Consider the following 17,722-nt stretch of genomic DNA (forward strand, 5'->3'; position numbering starts at 1 on the left):
CGTCATGCCGCTGCTGATCCTGCTCACCATGCTGATCGTGCAGACCGGGCTGGTCTTCCACGCCCGAGCGGTGGCAGAGAACGCCGCGCAGGAGGGCGCCTCGGCTGCCCGGCAGTACGACGGCACGGTCGCCGCCGCGACCGAGCGCACGCACCGCTACCTCGACGAGCTCGGGCCGGAGATGCTCAGCGACCGCAGTGTCCAGGTCACGCGGACGCCCGCCTCGGTCGAGGTCACCGTGACAGGGGACGTCGTATCGCTGGTTCCGTTCGTCGACATCGGCGTCGCGGAGACGGCCAGTGGACCGGTCGAGCGCTACGTCCCTCCGGTGGGCCCATGAGCGCACGTCGGGTCCGCCGCACGTGCCGCCACAGAACACCGACGGTGGACGACCAGCGCGGCAACGCGCCCCTGCTCGAAATGGTCCTGATGACCCCCGTGCTCGTGGTCATCCTGCTGCTCGTCGTCGGCCTCGGCCGGATGGCGGAGACCCGCCAGCAGGTCGAGTCGATCGCCAGCGACGCAGCCCGTGCTGCTTCGCTGGAGCGCGACCGCGCGCAGTCTGCGGCAGCCGCGAGGGCGGCCGCAGTCGCCAGCGCCGACCGGAGCGGTCTCCTCTGCGTGGGTCTCGACGTCGACGTCGACCTGGCCCACTACGAGCCCGGCGGAGCGATCACCGTGACTGTCTCCTGCAGCGCACGGCTCGGTGACCTCACCGCGACGGGTCTGCCCGGATCGCACGTCTTCTCCGCCACCAGCACCGTGCCCATCGAGACGTATCGAGGCTCCTGATGGCCATTCTCTTTCGCTCCCCGCGCGTGCGTTCGCGGCGTGCCACGAACGCCGCCGACCAGCGGGGCATCGCACTCCTCTGGACCACCTACCTCGGCGTCGCGCTCCTCGCCGTCGCCGCGCTCGTCCTCGACGGCGGGTACACCTTGGCCGCTAAACGCGAGGCGATGAACCACGCCGAGCAGGCCGCGCGCGCCGGCGCGGATGCGCTCGACGAAGCAGCGTTGCGCAACGGCGCCACCCTCGTCGGTCCCGACGCAGCGGCCGCAGCCGCGCAGACGTACCTGGCGCAAGCCGGCGCCACCGGCACCGTGCAGGTCGCCGGCGGCGTCGTCACCGTGACCGTGAGCGGGACGCGCGACACCCTGCTTCTCTCCGCCATCGGTGTGAACTCGATGGACTTCCAGGCCGAGGCATCCGCTCTCTCGATCGACGCGGAGGGCTGAGCGCCGTGGAACCGCAGACGACCGGACGAGTCGGACAGGTCGCACGCGGCGTCGCCGCCGCCCTGGCGATCATCGCGATCGCCGTACTGCCTCCGTGGCTCCTGATCGCTGGCATCGGGAACCCGTGGCCCGACAGCGGCATCAGTCTCGACCGCCCGCTGGGCACCGACGCGATCCTCGGGCTGCTCGCCGTCGTCGTCTGGATCGGCTGGATCCAGTTCGTCGTCTGCACCCTCGTCGAGGTCGTCGCGACCGTCGGCTCACGCCAGGCGCGACGCGTGCCGATCGCGTTCGGCGTCCAGCAGGACCTGGCCCGCAAGCTCGTAGTCGCGGTCCTCGCGATGCTCGTCACCACATCCGTGGTCAGTACGGCGACTGCCGCGGCTGCCGCTCCGACCGGCGGGAGTCCGACAGGTATCGCGCCTGCGGCCTCGGAGACGCCGCAGGCGTCGGAGCATGACAACGAGGCGCTGGTCGAGACAGCCACCCGCTCCGTGACGGTCGAACGGATGGACTCGCTGTGGTCCATCGCCGAACGCGAGCTCGGTGAGGGTGAACGCTGGACCGAGATCGCTGAGCTCAACGACGGCCGCATCATGGCGGACGGATCGACCTTCGGGCCCGACAGCGTGCTGGGAGTCGGGTGGGAGCTCGACGTACCCGTGCCGACCCCAACGGTCGGATCGTCGACCGATCCGGCGGCGCAGCACGTGGTCGCACCAGGCGAGAGCCTGTGGCAGATCGCCGAGGACGCGACTGGCGACGGCGCCCGCTACGGAGAATTGTTCGACGCGACTCGTGATCACCCGCAGCCCGGTGGCGGGGTCCTCACAGACCCCCGCCACATCGAGCCGGGGTGGGTCGTTCGACTCCCTGCCGATTTCGCGCCATTGGCACCGGATGTCCCGACCCTCGACGGCGACGCCGCGGGTCACGAGCCCCCAGCCGATGCTGAGGGCCTTGGCTCCCAACCGGGGGCGAGCCCCCGGCCGACTCCTGTCGACGAGCTACCGCAACCTCCGCAGCGCCCGGAAGTAGCACCGCCTGCCGCGACGGCGAGCGGTGACGGCGTCGACAGCATCGAGTTCGCCCACGCCGACGACGACGGTGTCGCAGCGAGCGCGGAGATCACCGCCCTACGCGCGCTCCTCGCCACTGCCACTCTCCTCGCGGCCGGCGCGTTCGCCGCCCTGATCACGAACCGCGCCCGGCAGTTCCGCCACCGTCGCCCGGGCCGAGCCATCGCGCCTGTCGAGGCTGGTGACGGCCTTGTCGAACACGCGGTCATCGATGGCGGTTCCGAGGCCGCGGAGGTCGCTACCTGGATCGACCGCGCGCTCCGTGGCCTGGGTGAGGAGTGTCGTCGCGCCGGCACGGCGCCGCCGAACGTCGGTGCTGCTCGGCTTGGCGAGCAAGACCTCACCCTGCACCTCATCGATCGAGCGGCAACCGCGCCGCCGAACGGCTGGCGCGTAGCTGCCGACGGGTCCGCATGGGTGCTCGGGCGAGATCAGGACCCGCAGGTGGAGTGGGACGAGCGTCCGGCGCCATACCCGGCCCTCGTCGCAGTTGGGCGTGACGCTCAGGGCGACCTCTGGCTTCTCGACGCCGAGGCCACTGGTGGCATCGACGTCATCTGCGATGGCGCATTATCCGCGGCACGCGGAGACCAGCAGACCTGCGACGTCCTTCGCTTCTTGGTCGCTGAGCTCGCTCTGAACGCGTGGGCCGTCGGCACCCGTGTCCATGTGCCGCATGAGCTTGGACGGTCGGTTGCGCGCATCAATCCGGATCGAGTGAAACTGTCCGACCCCGTCGCCGTGCGCGCGGCACTCGCCAAGGCGCGCGCCGACGAAGCAGAGTCCTTGGACGCGATGGCGATGGAACCGCTCGCCATGCGGCTCGCCTCACCTGACAGTGCGGGCCCCGTCGTCGTTGTGCTCGGCGACGTTGAGGACGGGGACGTGCGGTCTGCCAGTCGCACCCGCGCGGTCGTGGTCGACGGCAGCAACGATGGCCGGACGCGTGCGGCGGATGGCCGCACCAGGCTGTCCTTGATCAGTGGTGGCCGTGGGCGAATCGCGCCGTGGGACGTCGAACTAGCCGAGGTCTTCGCGCTCGGCGACGAGCAGGCCGTAGGCCTCGGCCGACTGCTCACGGCCACCTCGACGACACGCGATGTCGCCGTACCGGCACGTGTGGCGACGTCGGAGCTCGCAGGCGCGATGCGTGTCGACGGCAGTGCGCTCAACGCTGTCGTGCGGTCGGCGCCGCTGTCGGCCGACACCTCGACTGACAACGTGGAGTACGACGAGCGGTCGCTGCTCCCCGCCGCCCCGACGGTGTACGTCGAGCGAGCAGCTACCACGGCGGACGACGTCGAGCGACTCGGCGCGACCGTCGACGACGAGGAAGCCGCCCGCATCCTCGCCTTGGACCCGACCCTCGACGACGACGTCGAGGCGTGGTTCGACCCCGAGTCGCCACGACCGAAGATCCAGGTGTTCGGCCCCGTCGTCGTACACGCAAAGGGTGAGCCCGTGCGGAACATCGGCGGTACGACCGAGTTCCTGATCTACCTCGCGTGCCACGAGAACGGAGTCACCGCCGAGCGCGCTGCCGTCGCCCTGGAGTGGTCGGAGGCCACCGTCCACAACCGAGCCCGTGATGCTCGCACGTTCCTGGGGCCGCACCCCGGGGGCGAGGACTGGCTGCCGGACGCGACCCGTACGCCGGCCGCTCGCCAGCGAGGGGTGCCGATCTATCAGCTGCACCCGGGTGTGCTGTTCTCGGCTGACCTCTTTCGACGCCTCCGCCTCCGCGCGCAGGCGCAGGGCGAGGCCGGCATCCACTCGCTGGAAACCGCGCTACGTCTGGTGGAGGGGCGACCCTTCGACGCGCTGAGGCGACGCGGGTACGGGTGGCTCTTTGAGGGTGAGCCCCTGCAGCATCACCTCACGGCGGCCGTGACGGACTGCGCGCACGTCATCGCATCGCGGTCCATCGTCAGCGGCGACCTCACCCTCGCCAGATGGGCGTGCGAAGTGTCGCTTCGCGCTGACGAGCACTCTGACGTCCCGCGTCTGGACCTGGACGCTGTAGCGATCGCCCAGAGTTCGCGCGGTCGACCCACTTACCAGAACTGCGTCAGTCCGTCCGGTGAGGGCGAGGACCCGCCCTTCCGGACCGAACTAGTCGGGCAGCGTGCGAGCGACGGGTGATCCTCTGGCCGAGTCGAACAACGTCTTCCCCTGGCTTGCCGTCCTGCAGGTCGCGCTCGGTGGTGTCCGCCGCCGCCGATGCCGACCGCCCGTTGGTCGACGGCTTCGATCTCGAGCGCGCTGCGAGCGTCGCCGACGCCGGCATGGGCGGGCGTGCGCGACATCGCCCGCGAGGACGTCCCCTCGCTCGTCGCCGCGATCGAGGCCGTCGAAGTCACCCGGGCTGGCAGATGGCGGACGGGTGAGGTCCGTGAGGGTGACGTGCTGTTGGGCATGGTCTACGTCGGCATCGGCGGCGTCCCGTCCGACCTCCGCAAGCAGCTCGGAAACCTCCTGAACGGCATCCCCTTCAACGACCGAAGAGTGCCGCGTCGAGCACGTTGACACGGTTCTTGAGGATGCCGTAGACGTCCCCTGAGCACAGGAACGGCTCTGGCCGACGGAACACTTACCCGCCGGCCGGAGCCGCTCCTGTCAGCGGCGCCCCCGAGGGACGCTCAGGCCGCCTTCGGCCGTTCGACCGGCTCGCTCAGGGACCACCAGAGCCACTCGAACGAGTCGGGGGCCGACTCGAGGCCGTCGCGGTGCACGCCGAGCCACTTGGTGGGCGCGGGATCGCTGTTCCACACGGGGTCCCAGCCCACCGCGTTCAGGATCTCGTTCTCCGTGGGCCCGTCGCCGTGCGTCACCACGAGCACCTGCGGCACCGTGCCGCGGTCGCGCCATGCCCTCTGCAGCATCTCGTTGACGCAGGCGTCCTGGAGTGACGTTCCGGCGATGATCCAGCGGTCAGCGGTGACGAGCCGCGAGTAGAAGACCTCGTAGGTGAGCCGGAACGGGTAGTCCTCGACGAGGGAGGTCTTCGTGTTCTGGTTCGTCAGGACCACGATCGGCTCCCAGGTGGTCTCGCCCTCGCGCCACGCCTCCCAGTAGCCGCTGCTTCGCAGGCTGTCGATCGGGAACCGCCGGTACTCGCCAGACACGGTGTCGTGCAGCCACGTCAGCGATCCGTGGAGGTGGATGAGGGAGAGCCGACGGTTCGGCGGCAGGTTGCCGACGGTGCGCAACCTCCTGCCGTCCATGGCGTACCCAGGGACCACCTCGATGTTCTGACCGGTGAAACGACCGTCTGTCATGTCGCACAGCAGGCCGTCGTGCTCCTGGCAGAGCGCCGCCATCAGGAGGGCGTCGTAGTTGAGATTCCCGTAGGAGACCTCGCCACCGCCGGACGCATCGACCGTGGCGCGGACGAACTTGAGCAGCGGGTTCATTCTGCTGTCGTCGTACCGGGCGGTGGACTCGCGGGCGATGACCTCCAGGATGTGGCTCACCGCGTAGCGCCGGAGGTCGAGCGCGAAGGCTGAGGACTGCCGAAGCGCGTCCTGGATGGACAGCGCGCGGTCTCCTGCGAGACCGGCCAGCCGGTCCATCATGCGCGTGACGTCGGAGATCTCATCGAAGGGGCCGACCAGCGCCTCGAAGTTCTCGGCGGCGTTGTTGACGCGGAGCCGCTGTGCGATCTCCTGCATCAACTGCGCAGCGGGATCGTCGACGTTCCCGGCGCAGTCGAGCCGCGTCACGATTTCGCTCGTGATGCGCGGGATGAGAAGGTTCTTCGAGTAGGCGATGCTTGCGCCGTTGCCGATGAGCACCGCGATGCTTTTCTTGGGATCGTTCGGGTTCTTCACTGGGTTTCTCCTGGTGTGTGCGTTGACGCAACACAGCAGCGGACAGTGCTCTAGCCCGTAGTGATCCCGACACGCGAAGCGGGTTTGGCAAACCACGCTAAGCCTGTGTACGTTATTCGTTGTCAAGGCGAACACGTACGAGGGCCCTGCGGACCAGACGTAAGTCCGGCGCTGGGCCTTCGTCATGTCTGTTGAAGCAACAAAGTCACTTTGACCTTGTTGAGACCACATCCTACGGCAAGAGAGCGACGCGATACGCGCGTCAGCGTCCGGCCTGGGACGAGACCTACACGGTTGTGATTCACGTCGTCCACAGCCCGAGGGTGACCCTCGTCGGCCGCCGGGCCAGCCGCCAGCGTTTCCAGAAACGCCCAAATTCGATGCGCTGCAGTGAGCGTTGATGCGCTCCCGTGCGCTTCTGCGAGCGTTCGTGCGTGTCTATGCGCGCGCCACGACCGAGGCCTCTGACCAGCGAGAATGAATAACCGTCGCGGCGAAGGGCCCCAGTTCTCCACAGCCTCCTCCCCAGGCTTAAACCAGTTATCCACAGGGCAAAGGTGAGCAAGATCACATCGCTAGATTGCAGCGAAGGGGTCGAAAGATGCCCCGCGGGGCTGTAAAGGGACGTGTTCGCGACCTCGGGTACGGCGGATCAGCCCTTACTACGTCACGCAGGGGGCACCGACGATGACGTTGTTCGCCTGTGGGTTGCCGCCCGCCTGACCGCCGCCGATGTCCAAGGACGCCCCGCGCGGTTGTGCCAGCCGGGTCGGCGGTTGAGGCCAGCAGCGACCTCATCCCAGGAGTCGTTGGCCTCGATCCGTGCCGCGATGAACTCCAAGATTGCGCGCTCTCGGCACTGCCGTGAGCACCAGTCCCATCGTCTGCAGGGAGCGGTATGCCCGCACCGAGGTACCACGCCGCGAGTGCTGCCGAGATGGTGATCGTGGTTGCGGAACGACGGTGGGACGGGCCGGATGTGCTCGCCGGAGCCGTGGTGAGACGAGTGGTGAGGCAAGTGCTCTGAGGTGTGCGCGTCCTTGAACGCGACCCTCGGGAGTCACCGTGCCTCGTCAGCGAACGCCGTCTCTGCGCACCACATCCAACTGGTTCAACCCCAGCACCCATCCGCTGCTGGCTCGCCTGCCTGAGCATCTTGATCGCACAGACGCTTGGTCGCGCTGGACCAACCTCGACTCGCGGCTTGCTGCGTTCGCCGACCTCGACAACCTGCTCCAATACGACAGCGCGAGTCCGGCTAGGTACGGCGCGGTCGCCGCCTTGGTCGGGATCGCCAGTCGTCGTGGTCATGACGATGACGACGCGGCGCTGGCTGTCGTCGCCGTACTGGCGAACGGTGTCGGGGCGACGGCGTACCGGCTGCGCGACCGCTGCGGTCTCGACGACGTCATCGCGACAACGTGGGAGCGGGCCAAGACCGCTGAACCGAATCCGGGGCCGCGCGCGGCGGACTTCCTGCTTCGTCGGGTGCACGCTCAGTTGGTCGCGGAAACGGCGAGCCTGGTTGCTGACAGGGACGCTGAGTCGCTGGAGCAGTTGGAGTTCGACATCGCCGAGCTCGGCGAGTGGGACGAGACGTTCTTCGACGAGCCGATCGCAGATGTCGTCGACCTGCTCGCTTGGGCGAAGGCGCAGCAGATCCTGCGACCGCTCGAGCTCGCGGTACTGACGGAGCTGCTCGACCTGGAGCGAGCGGGCATGCGCCGAGCGGAGCGCAACGAGATCGTTGCCAGCCGCGCAGGTATCTCGTCGCGCACAGTGTTCCGAGTAGAAGCGCGAGCGATCGCAGCGCTGCGCTCCGCTGTGGAAGTTTCTGAAGAGCTGAACTCGGGATGGGCGGCGTGACGACGGGACGGCGCCTCGTGTCGACGACGAACGGCCCGGGGTCCGCGGTTGGAGCGAGCCGCACTGGCGGCATCGTGCGCGTGCTCGACCTTCACGACTTGTCTCTTGCGGCCACAGCCGTGGCCATCGTCACGGCAAGAGCCGGCAATGGCCGCTATATCAATACGTCTGCGCCGCTCTGGAGCAACGCCGCCGACCTCGCACCTGTCGAGGGGCCGGTCGGAGATGGGTGGGTTTCAGGCCGACGCTGTGAGCCGTACATCGAACGTCTCGGCGTTCATGCAGACGTGCCCGACGACGTCCCGCCGCTTGCCGATCTGCGGCGAGAGGGTCGGCGTCCAAGTGACTCGACCGGCGTGTTCACTGTCATCGACGTGGGCTGGACGGTGCGCGAGCTCACTGCGAGTCCGAACGCCTGGCTGTCGCAGATGACGCCAGACCTCGACGTGGTCGTGGGTTCGTACACACAGTTGGGTCTGCGGTTGCTCGAGACGGCACTCGTCGAGCTCGCATCGCTGGTGCCGGGCGGGTCGAAGCGATGGCCGACGGTGGTGCTCCTGGCTGGCGGGCCGCGGTCTGTGCACGGCGGTCTCCTGTCCGCGGGGCCGACCGAGGAGCCGTGCGACGGGCGGCGGCTTGTCCGCCGACTGCCGTTGACCAGTTCGTGGGCCGAGGCCGCGATGGAGGGCCGGCGTACGCCCGCATCGGTCGAACGCCTGGGCCATTGGATCGTCGATCTGGCGACGGCCGAGACCTCGACGAGCGTCACCCCAGACGACATCGGGCGTGCTTGTGCCGCTGACCGACCGTCCCGACCTCGACCGCTCGGAGCACGCCGATGAACCTTTCCCTCGCGCTGACGATGTCGGCCATCACGATTCATGATCGGTTCGCCCGTGGCGGCGGCGCCGATCCGCAGGCTGCGGTGATCAACGACGTCTGCCCCGAAGCGCCACCCGGCATCGACACCTACGTGGACCTGATCTTCAGCTGGGTGAAGTACGGCGTCGGCGCGCTGATCGTCGTCGCCGCGGTCCTGAGCGTCGGGGCGATGATCGTCGGGCGCCTTAGCAACACGGGGCGGATGGCGCAGGTCGGATCGGCCGGGCTGCTGGTCGCGATCCTCGGCGCGATCCTCTACGTGACGATCTACGGCATCGTCGTCGCGATCACGGGATCGGGGTGCTGACCATGCCGTCCTCCCACGCTGCAGCCGAACGAACCGCACAACGTTCGCGACGAGTGGACCGTCCCGGGCCTGATTGGACCCGCCGACGCCTGCAGGTCGTACTGATCGGCGGACTGCTCTGCTCACTGCTGCTTCTCGCGGGCGGTGCCTACGCGGTGGTCGACCTCCTGGGTGGCGAGGATCGATCCGAGGCTCCGTCCGACACGACGCGGTCAGGCGGCAGCGCAGCGGGATCGGACTCGGCCGCGGCGCGCGACGAGATCGCAGAGGCGCCGATGCCGTCGGTTCCGCCGAGTGCGGCTCTCCCCGGCACGTTGAGTGCGGAGGCGGTCGGCGTACTCACGCTGCCACCGCCTGCGGGCGTGGGCGCTGCCGGCGTACCGACCGGGTTCCCACAGACCGCCGAGGGCGCGCTCGCGCAGCTCGCGGCGATCAACCGGTCCGCGCTCGAGGGCACGAGCCTCCGGCATGCTCAGGACATCATCGGGGCGTGGGCCGAGCCCGGTGGGCCCGACGCGAGCTCGTGGTCGGGTGTCGCGGCAGTCGCCACGCTGTTGGCTGCTGCGGAGGCGCCGGCGGAGGGTACATCGACCGTGCAGGTCGAGTTCGCGCCGTCGATGGGGCTGATCAAGGGCGCGCTCGACGGGTACGACAACCCACTTCCGGGCGGGACCGGCGACGTGCCTGCGTTCGTCGTGCCCTGCGTCGTGCACGTCCTGACGGTGACGACGCGGGTGGGTGTCGATCGGACCGCGGTCGCGGACTGCCAGCGCATGACGTGGGTCGAGGACGACCCAGGCCGAGGGCGGTGGGTGATCGACGCCGGCGCGGAGCCGGCGCCGGCTCCGTCGACCTGGCCCGGCACTGCGGCATCGATCGACGCGGGCTACCTCTGGCTCGACCAGCTCGCGCTTCGTCTCGGAGACGGCGGCGCGGGGGTCGGCGTACCGGACGTGGAGGTCGGGCCGTGAGCCGCGGAACCGCCGGTAGCGGCTGGGGCGCGCCGCATCCGTTGATCGACCTGAATCCGATCGACGACATCGGCGGCCTGATCCAGGACGGCCTCGCGGACATGTGGACCTCGGCGATGTTGGCGCTGTGGTCGGCCGGGCTGTGGGCGATGAAGAGCATCATGCAGCTGCTCGACCGGTTCCTAACGCCGGACGTGACCGACCCCGGTCTGAGCCAGCTCTACGGGGTGACGCTCGGGCTGTCGGTCCTAGTGGCGCTGGTGATCGCGTTCGGGCAGATCGGCCTCGCGGTCGTGCGGCGCGACGGATCGAATCTCGGGAGCCTGCTCGTCGGGCTGGTGCAGTACGGTGCGGTCGTCGTCGGCTGGGTCGCGGTCTGCGCCGGGTTGATCGTGGCGTCCGCCGGGCTGACGAGCGGGCTGCTGGAGACGCTGCTCGGGATCGAGGACTTCTCCGGCTACGAGACCGCGGCAGGGTGGCCAGAGCGGATCGGTGGCACGGTCGGCGCGACCGTGCTCGCACTGTGCAGCTTGTTCCTGCTGATCCCCGCTGCGTTCGGCTACGTGCTGATCATGCTCGTGCGGGAGGCGTCGCTGCTGATCCTCGTCGCCACCATGCCGATCGCGGCCGCCGGGGCGCTGGGGGACGGGACGCGGGCGTGGATGTGGAAGTCGCTGCGGTGGTTCGTCGCCTGCGTGCTGATCGCGCCGTGCCTGGCGCTCGTCCTCGGGATCGGCGTACAGATCACCCGCGCGGCGTTCCCCGACGGCGCGGTCGCCGACCCTGCCGCGGAGGACGTCATCGCAGGAGCCACCGGCAGCGGTGACGTGAACTGGGCCGAGTTGCTGGAGTCCTATGGCTCCGCACAGGAGTCGCAGCTCGGGATGGCGGTCGTGGGTTGCGTGATCATGGTGCTCGCGTGCTTCTGCCCGATGGTGCTGTTCCGACTGCTCGCCTTCGTCGACCCGGGTACCTCCTCAGGAGCGGCCTTCCGCGCGAATCTCGCCGCCAACGGCGGGGTCGGGGGACTGCTCGGACGCAACGGCGGAAGCGGTGCGCAGGGCACGAGCGCAGCCATGCAGATGGGCGACGACGGACGCTCGGGTGGAGAGGCCGGAGCCGACGCGCAGACCACCGACCGGTGGCAGGGCGCACCGTCAGGCAGTCGCAAGGGGCCGGGCGGGTTCAGCGTCGTGGGCGCCGTCGGCGCTGCGGCCGGTACGACGATCCGCGGGATGGGCCGCGTCGCGTTGACCGGCGCCTCCCTCCTCGTCGACGTCAACGGCCAGGGCGGCGTAGGAGACGGCGGCTACTACGACACCAGCCCGGCACCCCGACCGACAGCTGCACGCCGGGCCTCAGCGCCGGAGGGCCCCTCCGTGCCGTCGCCGGGCAGCGGGGTCGCGAACGACCCACCGACGCCCTCGTCGGTCGCGCCCGGTCCCGCCGGAGCGTCGGGAGCTGCCGACGCCGCCGGGGGAGTGGTGATCCCGTGACGAGCCAGGAGATGGGCGACGTCTACGGCATCGGCGCGGCACGCAGCCGGCGGGGCTGGCTGCTGGGACTCACCGGCGCGCAGGCAGCGCTGGTCCTGATCGCGGCGTTCCCGGTCTGGCTCGCCATGGCGCTCGGGCAATGGGCAGCACTGCTACTGCTCGCACCGACCTGGGTGGCGGTCGCGGTGCTGGTATGCGTCCCGGTGCGCGGCTGGTCGGCGGCGCAGTGGCTCGGCGTACTCGCCCGACACGCCGTGGGCAGCGCGCTGGGCTGGACGCGCTGGACCTCGCGTGCCGCGCAGGGCGACCTCGGCCGGCTCGCCCCTTCGGCTGACAGCGACGCCGAGGAGACGGGAGATGTCGACGCGGTCGAGGACCTGGAGGAGGCGGACCTCCCGGGCATCCTGACCGGCCTGCAGATCCACGACGGCCCACCCCTTGCTGGCACCGGACACCGCCCGGCGATCATCCAGAACCACGCTGAACGCACCTGGTCGGTCACCGCGCGGGTCCATCACCCCGGCATCGGGATGGCGGAAGGGGCCGACCGGTGGCGGATGGGCGCCGGTCTCGCCGAGCTCCTCGAAGCCGCCTCCGCCGGGCAGCAGATCCACGCCCTCGCCGTCCAGGTGCGGACCGTTCCCGACGACGGCACCGAGCGCGCGGACTGGGTACGCCGCCACCACCGGCCGATCGACGCGCCCGACGGTGAGGGGTCGTTGTCCGAGCAGATCCACGCGCAGCTCGACACGGTGATGGCCGGCGCCGCGATGCGGCAGGAGGCCTACGTCAGCGTGGTCGTCCGCGAGGACGTCCTGGGCGCTGCCGTACGCCGCGGCACGCGCGGACTCGCGGGCCGCGCGAACGTCCTCTACGGGCTGCTCGCCGAGGTCGAGGCCCGACTCGTCGGCGCCATCGGTTGCAGCCGCGTCGAGTGGCTGGTCAGCACCGCCCTCGCCGTCGCGATCCGCACCGGCTTCGAACCCGGAGACGCGCCGGCTCTCGCCGACGCAGCTCTCCACCACGCGCACGACGAGTGGATCCCACCCGGCGTACCTGTCGCCGCCGCAGGGCCCGCGACCGCGTCCACCGCCCTGCGGTCATACCGCCACGGCGACTGGGAGTCCGTCGCGACCACCATCCTGCTTCCACGCAAGGGCGCCGTCATGGGAGCGCTCGCCCGAGCTCTCGTCCCGACCCAGATGGGCGAGCGGCGCGCGCTCACGGTCGTGTACCGGCCGATGTCGCAGAAGGCCGCCACCCGCCGGACCGGCAACAACGCGATGGCCGCGACCATGGGACGCACCATCAACGACCGCCTCGGTCGCGACGAGCGTGCTCGCGACCGCCACGCGGTGCGCCATGTGCTCGAGACCGACGAGAAGCTCGAACGCGGCCGCTCGCTCGTCCAGGTCCACGCCGCCCTGGCGATCACGATCCCCGCGCACTGGAACGTCCACGACTACGCCCGCCGGCTCGACGCGTCGGTCCGCCTGTGCGGGTTCACGCCACTGCCGCTCGACGGCGCGCACGACGCCGCATTCGCGGTGGCCGCCATCCCCGTCGGCGCGGGCCTGCCCCGCGGTCGTCACTGACCCGGCAGGGAGGAACGTTCGATGCCTCGCCCTCGCTCTCGCCTGCGTGCGGACCGCAGATCGCGGTCGCTCGACACGTTGGTCGCCGAGACCGGCGTACCGCTCGCCCGCCGCACGGCCCCACCGCCCGCACCCCGCGTCGAGAGGCAGTTCGGCCGCCTCGTCAGCCGCCGCGGCACCCGCGCCGCAGGTCACGGGTGGGCGCCCACGCTCGCGCCGTTCGCGTCGTGGGACCTCACCAGCGAGCAGACGCCCGTGCTGTGGCCGCTGATCGCCGGCGACGGCCTCCCACCCACGGGGGCACCGATGGGCTTCGACGTCCTGTCCGGAGGAGCGTTCTTCTGCGACCCGATGGGCTGGGTCACCGACGACGCCATCGCAGTCACGAACCCCAACGTGTTCATCTTCGGCAAGCCCGGACGCGGAAAGTCCGCCCTCGTCAAGGCGTTCCTGCTCCGCATGACCCGCTTCGGCTACCGCTCGCTCATCCTCGGCGACGTCAAGAACGAGTACGAGGACCTCTCCCGCGCCCTCGGCGTCGAACCCTTCCGCATCGGACCGGGACTGCCCGGCCGGATCAACCCCCTCGACCTGGGACCCCTCGCGGACGGCTGGGCGACCGCCGACCGCGGCGAGCTCGCCCGGCGTACGGCCGTCCTCACCAACCGCTGGCTCGCCCTGCTGCGCGGGCTGATCGGGTCGCAACGCGTGCCGTTCGGACCCACCGAAGAGCGCGTCCTCTCGCACGTGCTGCGCCACGTCGCCGGCTGGGACGTCGCTCGGAGCACACCGGCCGCGATCACCATCCCGATGGTGTGGCACGCGCTCGACAACCCGTCGGACGACCTGATCGCGACGTGCCGGTACGCCGCCCGGCAGGCCTTCTTCGACTCCACCCGCGGCCTGCGGGACGCCCTCGGCGCACTGTGCGAAGGATCCCTCGCGGGGATGTTCGACGCACCGTCGACCTTCGCGCCCGACTGGCGCGCACCGATCCAGACCCTGTCGCTGCGCGACCTGCACTCGGAGGGAAACGAGACCGCCGTCGGCATCGCGCTGATGTGCCTCAACTCGTGGGGACAGGGCATGCGCGAGCTCGTCGCGCCTGGAGACCGGCGAATCGTGCTGCGCGACGAGGCGTGGCTTCAGACCCGACTCTCGGTCGAGGCGGTGAAGGCGCTCGACTCGAATCTGCGGCTGTCGCGCAACGACGGCGACATCCAGATCGTGACTTACCACAAGCCGTCCGACCCGCTGTCCGCCGGAGACGTCGGCAGCCAGGCCGCGCAGATCGCCAAGGACCTCCTGCACCTCTCGGACATCCGCATCCTGATGGGCCAGGACGCCGAGGTCGCCGCCGAGCTCCGCCAGCTCCTCGGACTCACGACAAGCCAGCAGCACCTCGTCACCGACTGGGCGATGCAGGCCAAGGGACGCGCGCTGTGGATGGTGGGCGACCGTCGCTTCAAGGTCCAGACGCTGCTCACCGGTATCGAGCAGCAGCTCACCTTCACCAACGCTGCAGTCGCCGATGTTCCCGGTCCGGGCGGCGCAACGGGGGTGGCGTGATGGCCAGCCCCGGAGCCGCGCTGGCGCTCGCCGCCGCTGCCAAGGACCCGCGGGTACGCCGCGGTGCTGGGGCGCTCGTGGTCTTGGTGCTCATCGCGCCGATGGGGATGGCCGTGCTGATGCTGACGTTGCTCGCGGGGGCGGGTGGGGCGAGCCTCGCGCCGCGCGCTTCGTCCGTCGCGTGCGCACCTGGCCAAGGCGGTCGGGTCGGTGCAGGGGAGACGTTCGCAGATGTCGACCTCGATGCTGCGCAGGTAGGGGTCGCACGCGAGGTGCTCGCCGCCGTCCGAGCGTTCGAGCCGACGGCGCAGAATCCGTACGCCGGCGTCGTCGCCCTCGCGACTGCGCTGCAGGAGTCGTCGCTACGCAACCTCGACTACGGCGACCGCGACTCGCTCGGTGTGTTCCAACAGCGGCCGTCGCAGGGGTGGGGGACTGCTGACCAGGTCCGCGACATCGCGTACGCCACCACGATGTTTCTCGAGCGACTCGTTGACGTGGGCGGCTGGGAGGACCTCTCGCTGACCGATGCCGCCCAGGCCGTGCAGCGCTCCGGGTTCCCGGAGGCGTACGCGAAGTGGGAGCCCGCAGCGACTCAGTTGGTGGAGGAGCTCTGGCCGGCGGCTGGCGCTGAGCCGATGTCCGCTCCCGTCAGCGACGAGGAGACAAGCGGGCAGGCTGTCGTCGCGAACGCCGGATGCTCAGGCATCCCGGTTGGCCTCGCCGTAGGGGTGCCGGAGAACTGCACAGCTACCGGTGGCAGCGCGGAACAGGGCCTCGTCCCCAACGCGCTTGCGGTCATGCGCTGCACCCTGACCGTCTTCGGTCCGCATCGAGTGAGTGGTGTCGGTGGCCGACCCAATGCGTCCGACCACCCCAACGGCCGCGCCGTCGACGTCATGATCGACGACTACGACACCGCCGCCGGGAACGCTCATGGCTGGGTGATCGCGCACTGGATCCAGGCCAACGCCGCGCACTTCGGCGTCACGTACGTGATCTTTGACGATCAGGTCTGGAGTGCGGGCCGCGCCGATGAGGGGTGGCGTGCCTACTGCCATCCGAACCACCAGAGCACGTGCGGCGGCGGGGACACATTGCGTCATCTCGACCACGTTCACGTCTCAGTCGCCGAATGACCTTGCCGTGCTCGCTGACGGCGTTGCCGCCGCGGTTGCTCGGCTATTGCCGAGGCCACCTCGGCCAGAGCGCCCCGCAGCGGTCGCCGACCACCCGTATTGGCCCACACTGGGCTGGCGGACCTTACGACAGTGCGGGCCCCGTGATGTGCAGGTAGCGCAGCCGCCAGAGTGCGTGACGCAGCAAGAACATGGCAGCTTTGCTGGCGTTCCCGAACGCCTCGTCGTTGATAGTCAGGACCATCTCCTGACCGCCCGGGATCTTGAGCCGCGGCTCGGAATCCGACCCCCGCATCATCGCCCAGGCCAACCCATGCTCGAACCCGGACATCAGTCGCCACTGAGAGATGAGCCAGGGGCCCAAGAGATCTCCCTCCTCTGCGATCACCGGCCTCAGTCTTGGGAGATCCCGCACGAGGTTGACCCGGGTTGTGACAACCGGCCACTTCACACCCAGCTGTCTGGCTTCGTTCTTGCACACCTGATCAGGCCCCTCCGCTCTTCGCCGCAGAGAATCGAGCACCTGGGACCTCAGTTCCGCAACGCGTTCGAACTCCCGCAGGTGCTTGTCGCCTTCGGCCGCGTCGCACACTTCGGACTGAAACCCGCGAAGACGGCGCTCCCCGCTCAACTCGGGATCGATGATCCAGAGAGCTCGGAACGCCGCCTCGAGAGTCGGGCGCAAGAGGCTCCACGGAGCCGACAGTGTTGCTGCATAGTGCTCGAGCAGATGGCGAAGCGCATAGTGGTTGTCCATCGCGACGCCCAAGTGGCGGTGCACTGCCATGTAGGCCCGCACACCAGCTGGCTTCGCCTCATCGAAAGCTCGCAACGTTAACGCTCGCATCAACAATGGCGGCGGGAGATTCACGACTTCATCATGGAGCGCCTCAACCTGGGCCCAGAGCGCTGGCAGGTCACCGAGGTCCATGTGCTCCCCAGTCGGGATTCCTCGGCTCAAAGGCCGAGGCTAAGCGAGAGCGTCCCCTCGGTCAGGGCCTTTGACCACCGTCGCCAGGATCTGGTCCCCAGATTAGGGATACGTCGCTAGCTACTGTCGGTGCCTCCGCCTAACTTGCCCGTCATGTCGATCGCGATGTGGTTCACTGCAGGGACTTCGATGGTCAGTGCCGTGATTGGCGCGTCGGCCGCGATCGCTGCCGTCGTTTTCCAGATGCGGCATCAGGTGCGCCAAGCAACTCGGCAGAGTGAGCAGGAGGCTGTCGAGCAGTTGATCGCTCGAGCGACGGCCGTTGTCCTGCGAGCACAGCAGAGTTCTATTGTCGCGCCAGCGATCGGCTCGCTCAGTGGCAGTGTCGGCAGGCTTTTCCGGATCATGGCGCCCGTTGATCTCGCGCGGTTCTCGGAGCCACTGGTCGCCGAGGCCATCGGGCTAGAGCACGCCGCCGCCAGAGTGCGGCTCCTCAGTGACGCAGCAACCAGAACTGCGGCGGAGCAGTTGGTTTCGGCGGCAATGGATGTCGTGACTGCGTACAACAGCAAGTCCGGCAACCGAACGCGCCGCTACCTTCGCCTGATCCTCCTAGGGAAGCGGCCGGCGAATGTTGACGAGATCGCTCGTGCGACCGGCGAACTGGCTCGGCAACGACACGAGTTCGAGCGACACGTCCGAGAGCGGTGACGGGATTCGTTTTCGCGCGCGGCGCAGGGAACTAGGTGTACTGACCACGGACGTTAGGTACGGCGTGTCTGTCGGAGGATGACGAAGACCTCCGGGTGAGGTGTGAAG

16 protein-coding genes are annotated in these 17,722 nt (G+C 69.4%); 14 read left to right on the forward strand and 2 right to left on the reverse strand.

Features of this window, described 5'->3' with window-relative positions:
- Positions 1–4: 4 nt before the first annotated feature.
- From RDV89_RS17480 to RDV89_RS17500, 5 genes are all read left to right on the forward strand, one after another.
- Positions 5–340, forward strand: coding sequence for a TadE family protein (locus RDV89_RS17480; RefSeq protein ID WP_315735087.1), 336 nt, complete (start codon positions 5–7; stop codon positions 338–340).
- Positions 337–792, forward strand: a complete 456-nt coding sequence (locus RDV89_RS17485) for a TadE/TadG family type IV pilus assembly protein (RefSeq protein ID WP_315735089.1) — start codon at positions 337–339, stop codon at positions 790–792. Before RDV89_RS17480 ends, RDV89_RS17485 begins: the two co-directional genes overlap by 4 nt.
- 26 nt (positions 793–818) lie before the next feature.
- Complete coding sequence (locus tag RDV89_RS17490; RefSeq protein WP_315735091.1) at positions 819–1,238, forward strand: pilus assembly protein TadG-related protein; 420 nt, start codon at positions 819–821, stop codon at positions 1,236–1,238.
- Between the two features lie 5 nt (positions 1,239–1,243).
- Positions 1,244–4,459 carry a LysM peptidoglycan-binding domain-containing protein gene (locus RDV89_RS17495; protein WP_315735092.1) on the forward strand — a complete coding sequence of 1,072 codons (3,216 nt, stop codon included), beginning with the start codon at positions 1,244–1,246 and terminating at the stop codon, positions 4,457–4,459.
- A 153-nt stretch (positions 4,460–4,612) separates the two neighbouring features.
- Entirely contained in the window at positions 4,613–4,843 is a 231-nt protein-coding gene (locus RDV89_RS17500; protein WP_315735094.1) for a hypothetical protein, read from the forward strand.
- A 113-nt stretch (positions 4,844–4,956) separates the two neighbouring features.
- Here RDV89_RS17500 and RDV89_RS17505 read toward each other — a convergent pair whose 3' ends face one another.
- Positions 4,957–6,147 carry an SIR2 family protein gene (locus tag RDV89_RS17505; RefSeq protein ID WP_315735096.1) on the reverse strand — a complete coding sequence of 397 codons (1,191 nt, stop codon included), beginning with the start codon at positions 6,145–6,147 and terminating at the stop codon, positions 4,957–4,959.
- A gap of 1,065 nt (positions 6,148–7,212) precedes the next feature.
- On the opposite strand from RDV89_RS17505, the gene RDV89_RS17510 reads away from it, so the two are divergent.
- The 8 genes from RDV89_RS17510 to RDV89_RS17545 all read left to right on the forward strand — a co-directional run bounded on the left by RDV89_RS17510 (position 7,213) and on the right by RDV89_RS17545 (position 15,972).
- Positions 7,213–8,013: a hypothetical protein gene (locus RDV89_RS17510; protein WP_315735098.1), complete on the forward strand. Its 801-nt coding sequence runs from the start codon at positions 7,213–7,215 to the stop codon at positions 8,011–8,013.
- Positions 8,014–8,087: 74 nt separating this feature from the next.
- Positions 8,088–8,855, forward strand: coding sequence for a hypothetical protein (locus RDV89_RS17515; protein ID WP_315735100.1), 768 nt, complete (start codon positions 8,088–8,090; stop codon positions 8,853–8,855).
- The gene (locus RDV89_RS17520; protein ID WP_315735102.1) at positions 8,852–9,202 is read left to right on the forward strand and encodes a hypothetical protein; all 351 of its coding nucleotides are present in this window, start codon (positions 8,852–8,854) and stop codon (positions 9,200–9,202) included. The genes RDV89_RS17515 and RDV89_RS17520 overlap by 4 nt, the downstream gene beginning before the upstream one ends.
- Positions 9,203–9,255: 53 nt before the next feature.
- The gene (locus RDV89_RS17525; RefSeq protein WP_315735104.1) at positions 9,256–10,173 is read left to right on the forward strand and encodes a hypothetical protein; all 918 of its coding nucleotides are present in this window, start codon (positions 9,256–9,258) and stop codon (positions 10,171–10,173) included.
- Entirely contained in the window at positions 10,170–11,669 is a 1,500-nt protein-coding gene (locus tag RDV89_RS17530; protein WP_315735106.1) for a TrbL/VirB6 family protein, read from the forward strand. Before RDV89_RS17525 ends, RDV89_RS17530 begins: the two co-directional genes overlap by 4 nt.
- Positions 11,666–13,264 carry an SCO6880 family protein gene (locus RDV89_RS17535; RefSeq protein WP_315735108.1) on the forward strand — a complete coding sequence of 533 codons (1,599 nt, stop codon included), beginning with the start codon at positions 11,666–11,668 and terminating at the stop codon, positions 13,262–13,264. The genes RDV89_RS17530 and RDV89_RS17535 overlap by 4 nt, the downstream gene beginning before the upstream one ends.
- Before the next feature lie 78 nt (positions 13,265–13,342).
- Positions 13,343–14,833, forward strand: coding sequence for a putative type IV secretion/conjugal transfer ATPase (locus RDV89_RS17540; RefSeq protein ID WP_315735110.1), 1,491 nt, complete (start codon positions 13,343–13,345; stop codon positions 14,831–14,833).
- Positions 14,833–15,972 (forward strand): VldE C-terminal domain-containing protein, encoded by a 1,140-nt coding sequence (locus RDV89_RS17545; RefSeq protein ID WP_315735130.1) that lies wholly within the window; start codon positions 14,833–14,835, stop codon positions 15,970–15,972. Before RDV89_RS17540 ends, RDV89_RS17545 begins: the two co-directional genes overlap by 1 nt.
- A 124-nt stretch (positions 15,973–16,096) precedes the next feature.
- Here RDV89_RS17545 and RDV89_RS17550 read toward each other — a convergent pair whose 3' ends face one another.
- Positions 16,097–16,903, reverse strand: a complete 807-nt coding sequence (locus RDV89_RS17550; protein WP_315735112.1) for a hypothetical protein — start codon at positions 16,901–16,903, stop codon at positions 16,097–16,099.
- A gap of 153 nt (positions 16,904–17,056) precedes the next feature.
- On the opposite strand from RDV89_RS17550, the gene RDV89_RS17555 reads away from it, so the two are divergent.
- Positions 17,057–17,614, forward strand: coding sequence for a hypothetical protein (locus RDV89_RS17555; RefSeq protein WP_315735113.1), 558 nt, complete (start codon positions 17,057–17,059; stop codon positions 17,612–17,614).
- Positions 17,615–17,722: the final 108 nt, after the last annotated feature.

The organism is Nocardioides imazamoxiresistens (assembly GCF_032378595.1).
Classification (GTDB): Bacteria; Actinomycetota; Actinomycetes; order Propionibacteriales; family Nocardioidaceae; genus Nocardioides; species Nocardioides imazamoxiresistens.

What these genes read in the sequence shown, in the direction of transcription:
- RDV89_RS17480 (WP_315735087.1), top strand. Translation starts at nt 5, where the DNA reads ATGCCGCTGCTGATCCTGCTCACCATGCTGATCGTGCAGACCGGGCTG.
- RDV89_RS17545 (WP_315735130.1), top strand. Translation starts at nt 14,833, where the DNA reads ATGGCCAGCCCCGGAGCCGCGCTGGCGCTCGCCGCCGCTGCCAAGGAC.
- RDV89_RS17485 (WP_315735089.1), top strand. Translation starts at nt 337, where the DNA reads ATGAGCGCACGTCGGGTCCGCCGCACGTGCCGCCACAGAACACCGACG.
- RDV89_RS17555 (WP_315735113.1), top strand. Translation starts at nt 17,057, where the DNA reads ATGTCGATCGCGATGTGGTTCACTGCAGGGACTTCGATGGTCAGTGCC.
- RDV89_RS17550 (WP_315735112.1), bottom strand. Translation starts at nt 16,903, where the DNA reads ATGGACCTCGGTGACCTGCCAGCGCTCTGGGCCCAGGTTGAGGCGCTC.
- RDV89_RS17520 (WP_315735102.1), top strand. Translation starts at nt 8,852, where the DNA reads ATGAACCTTTCCCTCGCGCTGACGATGTCGGCCATCACGATTCATGAT.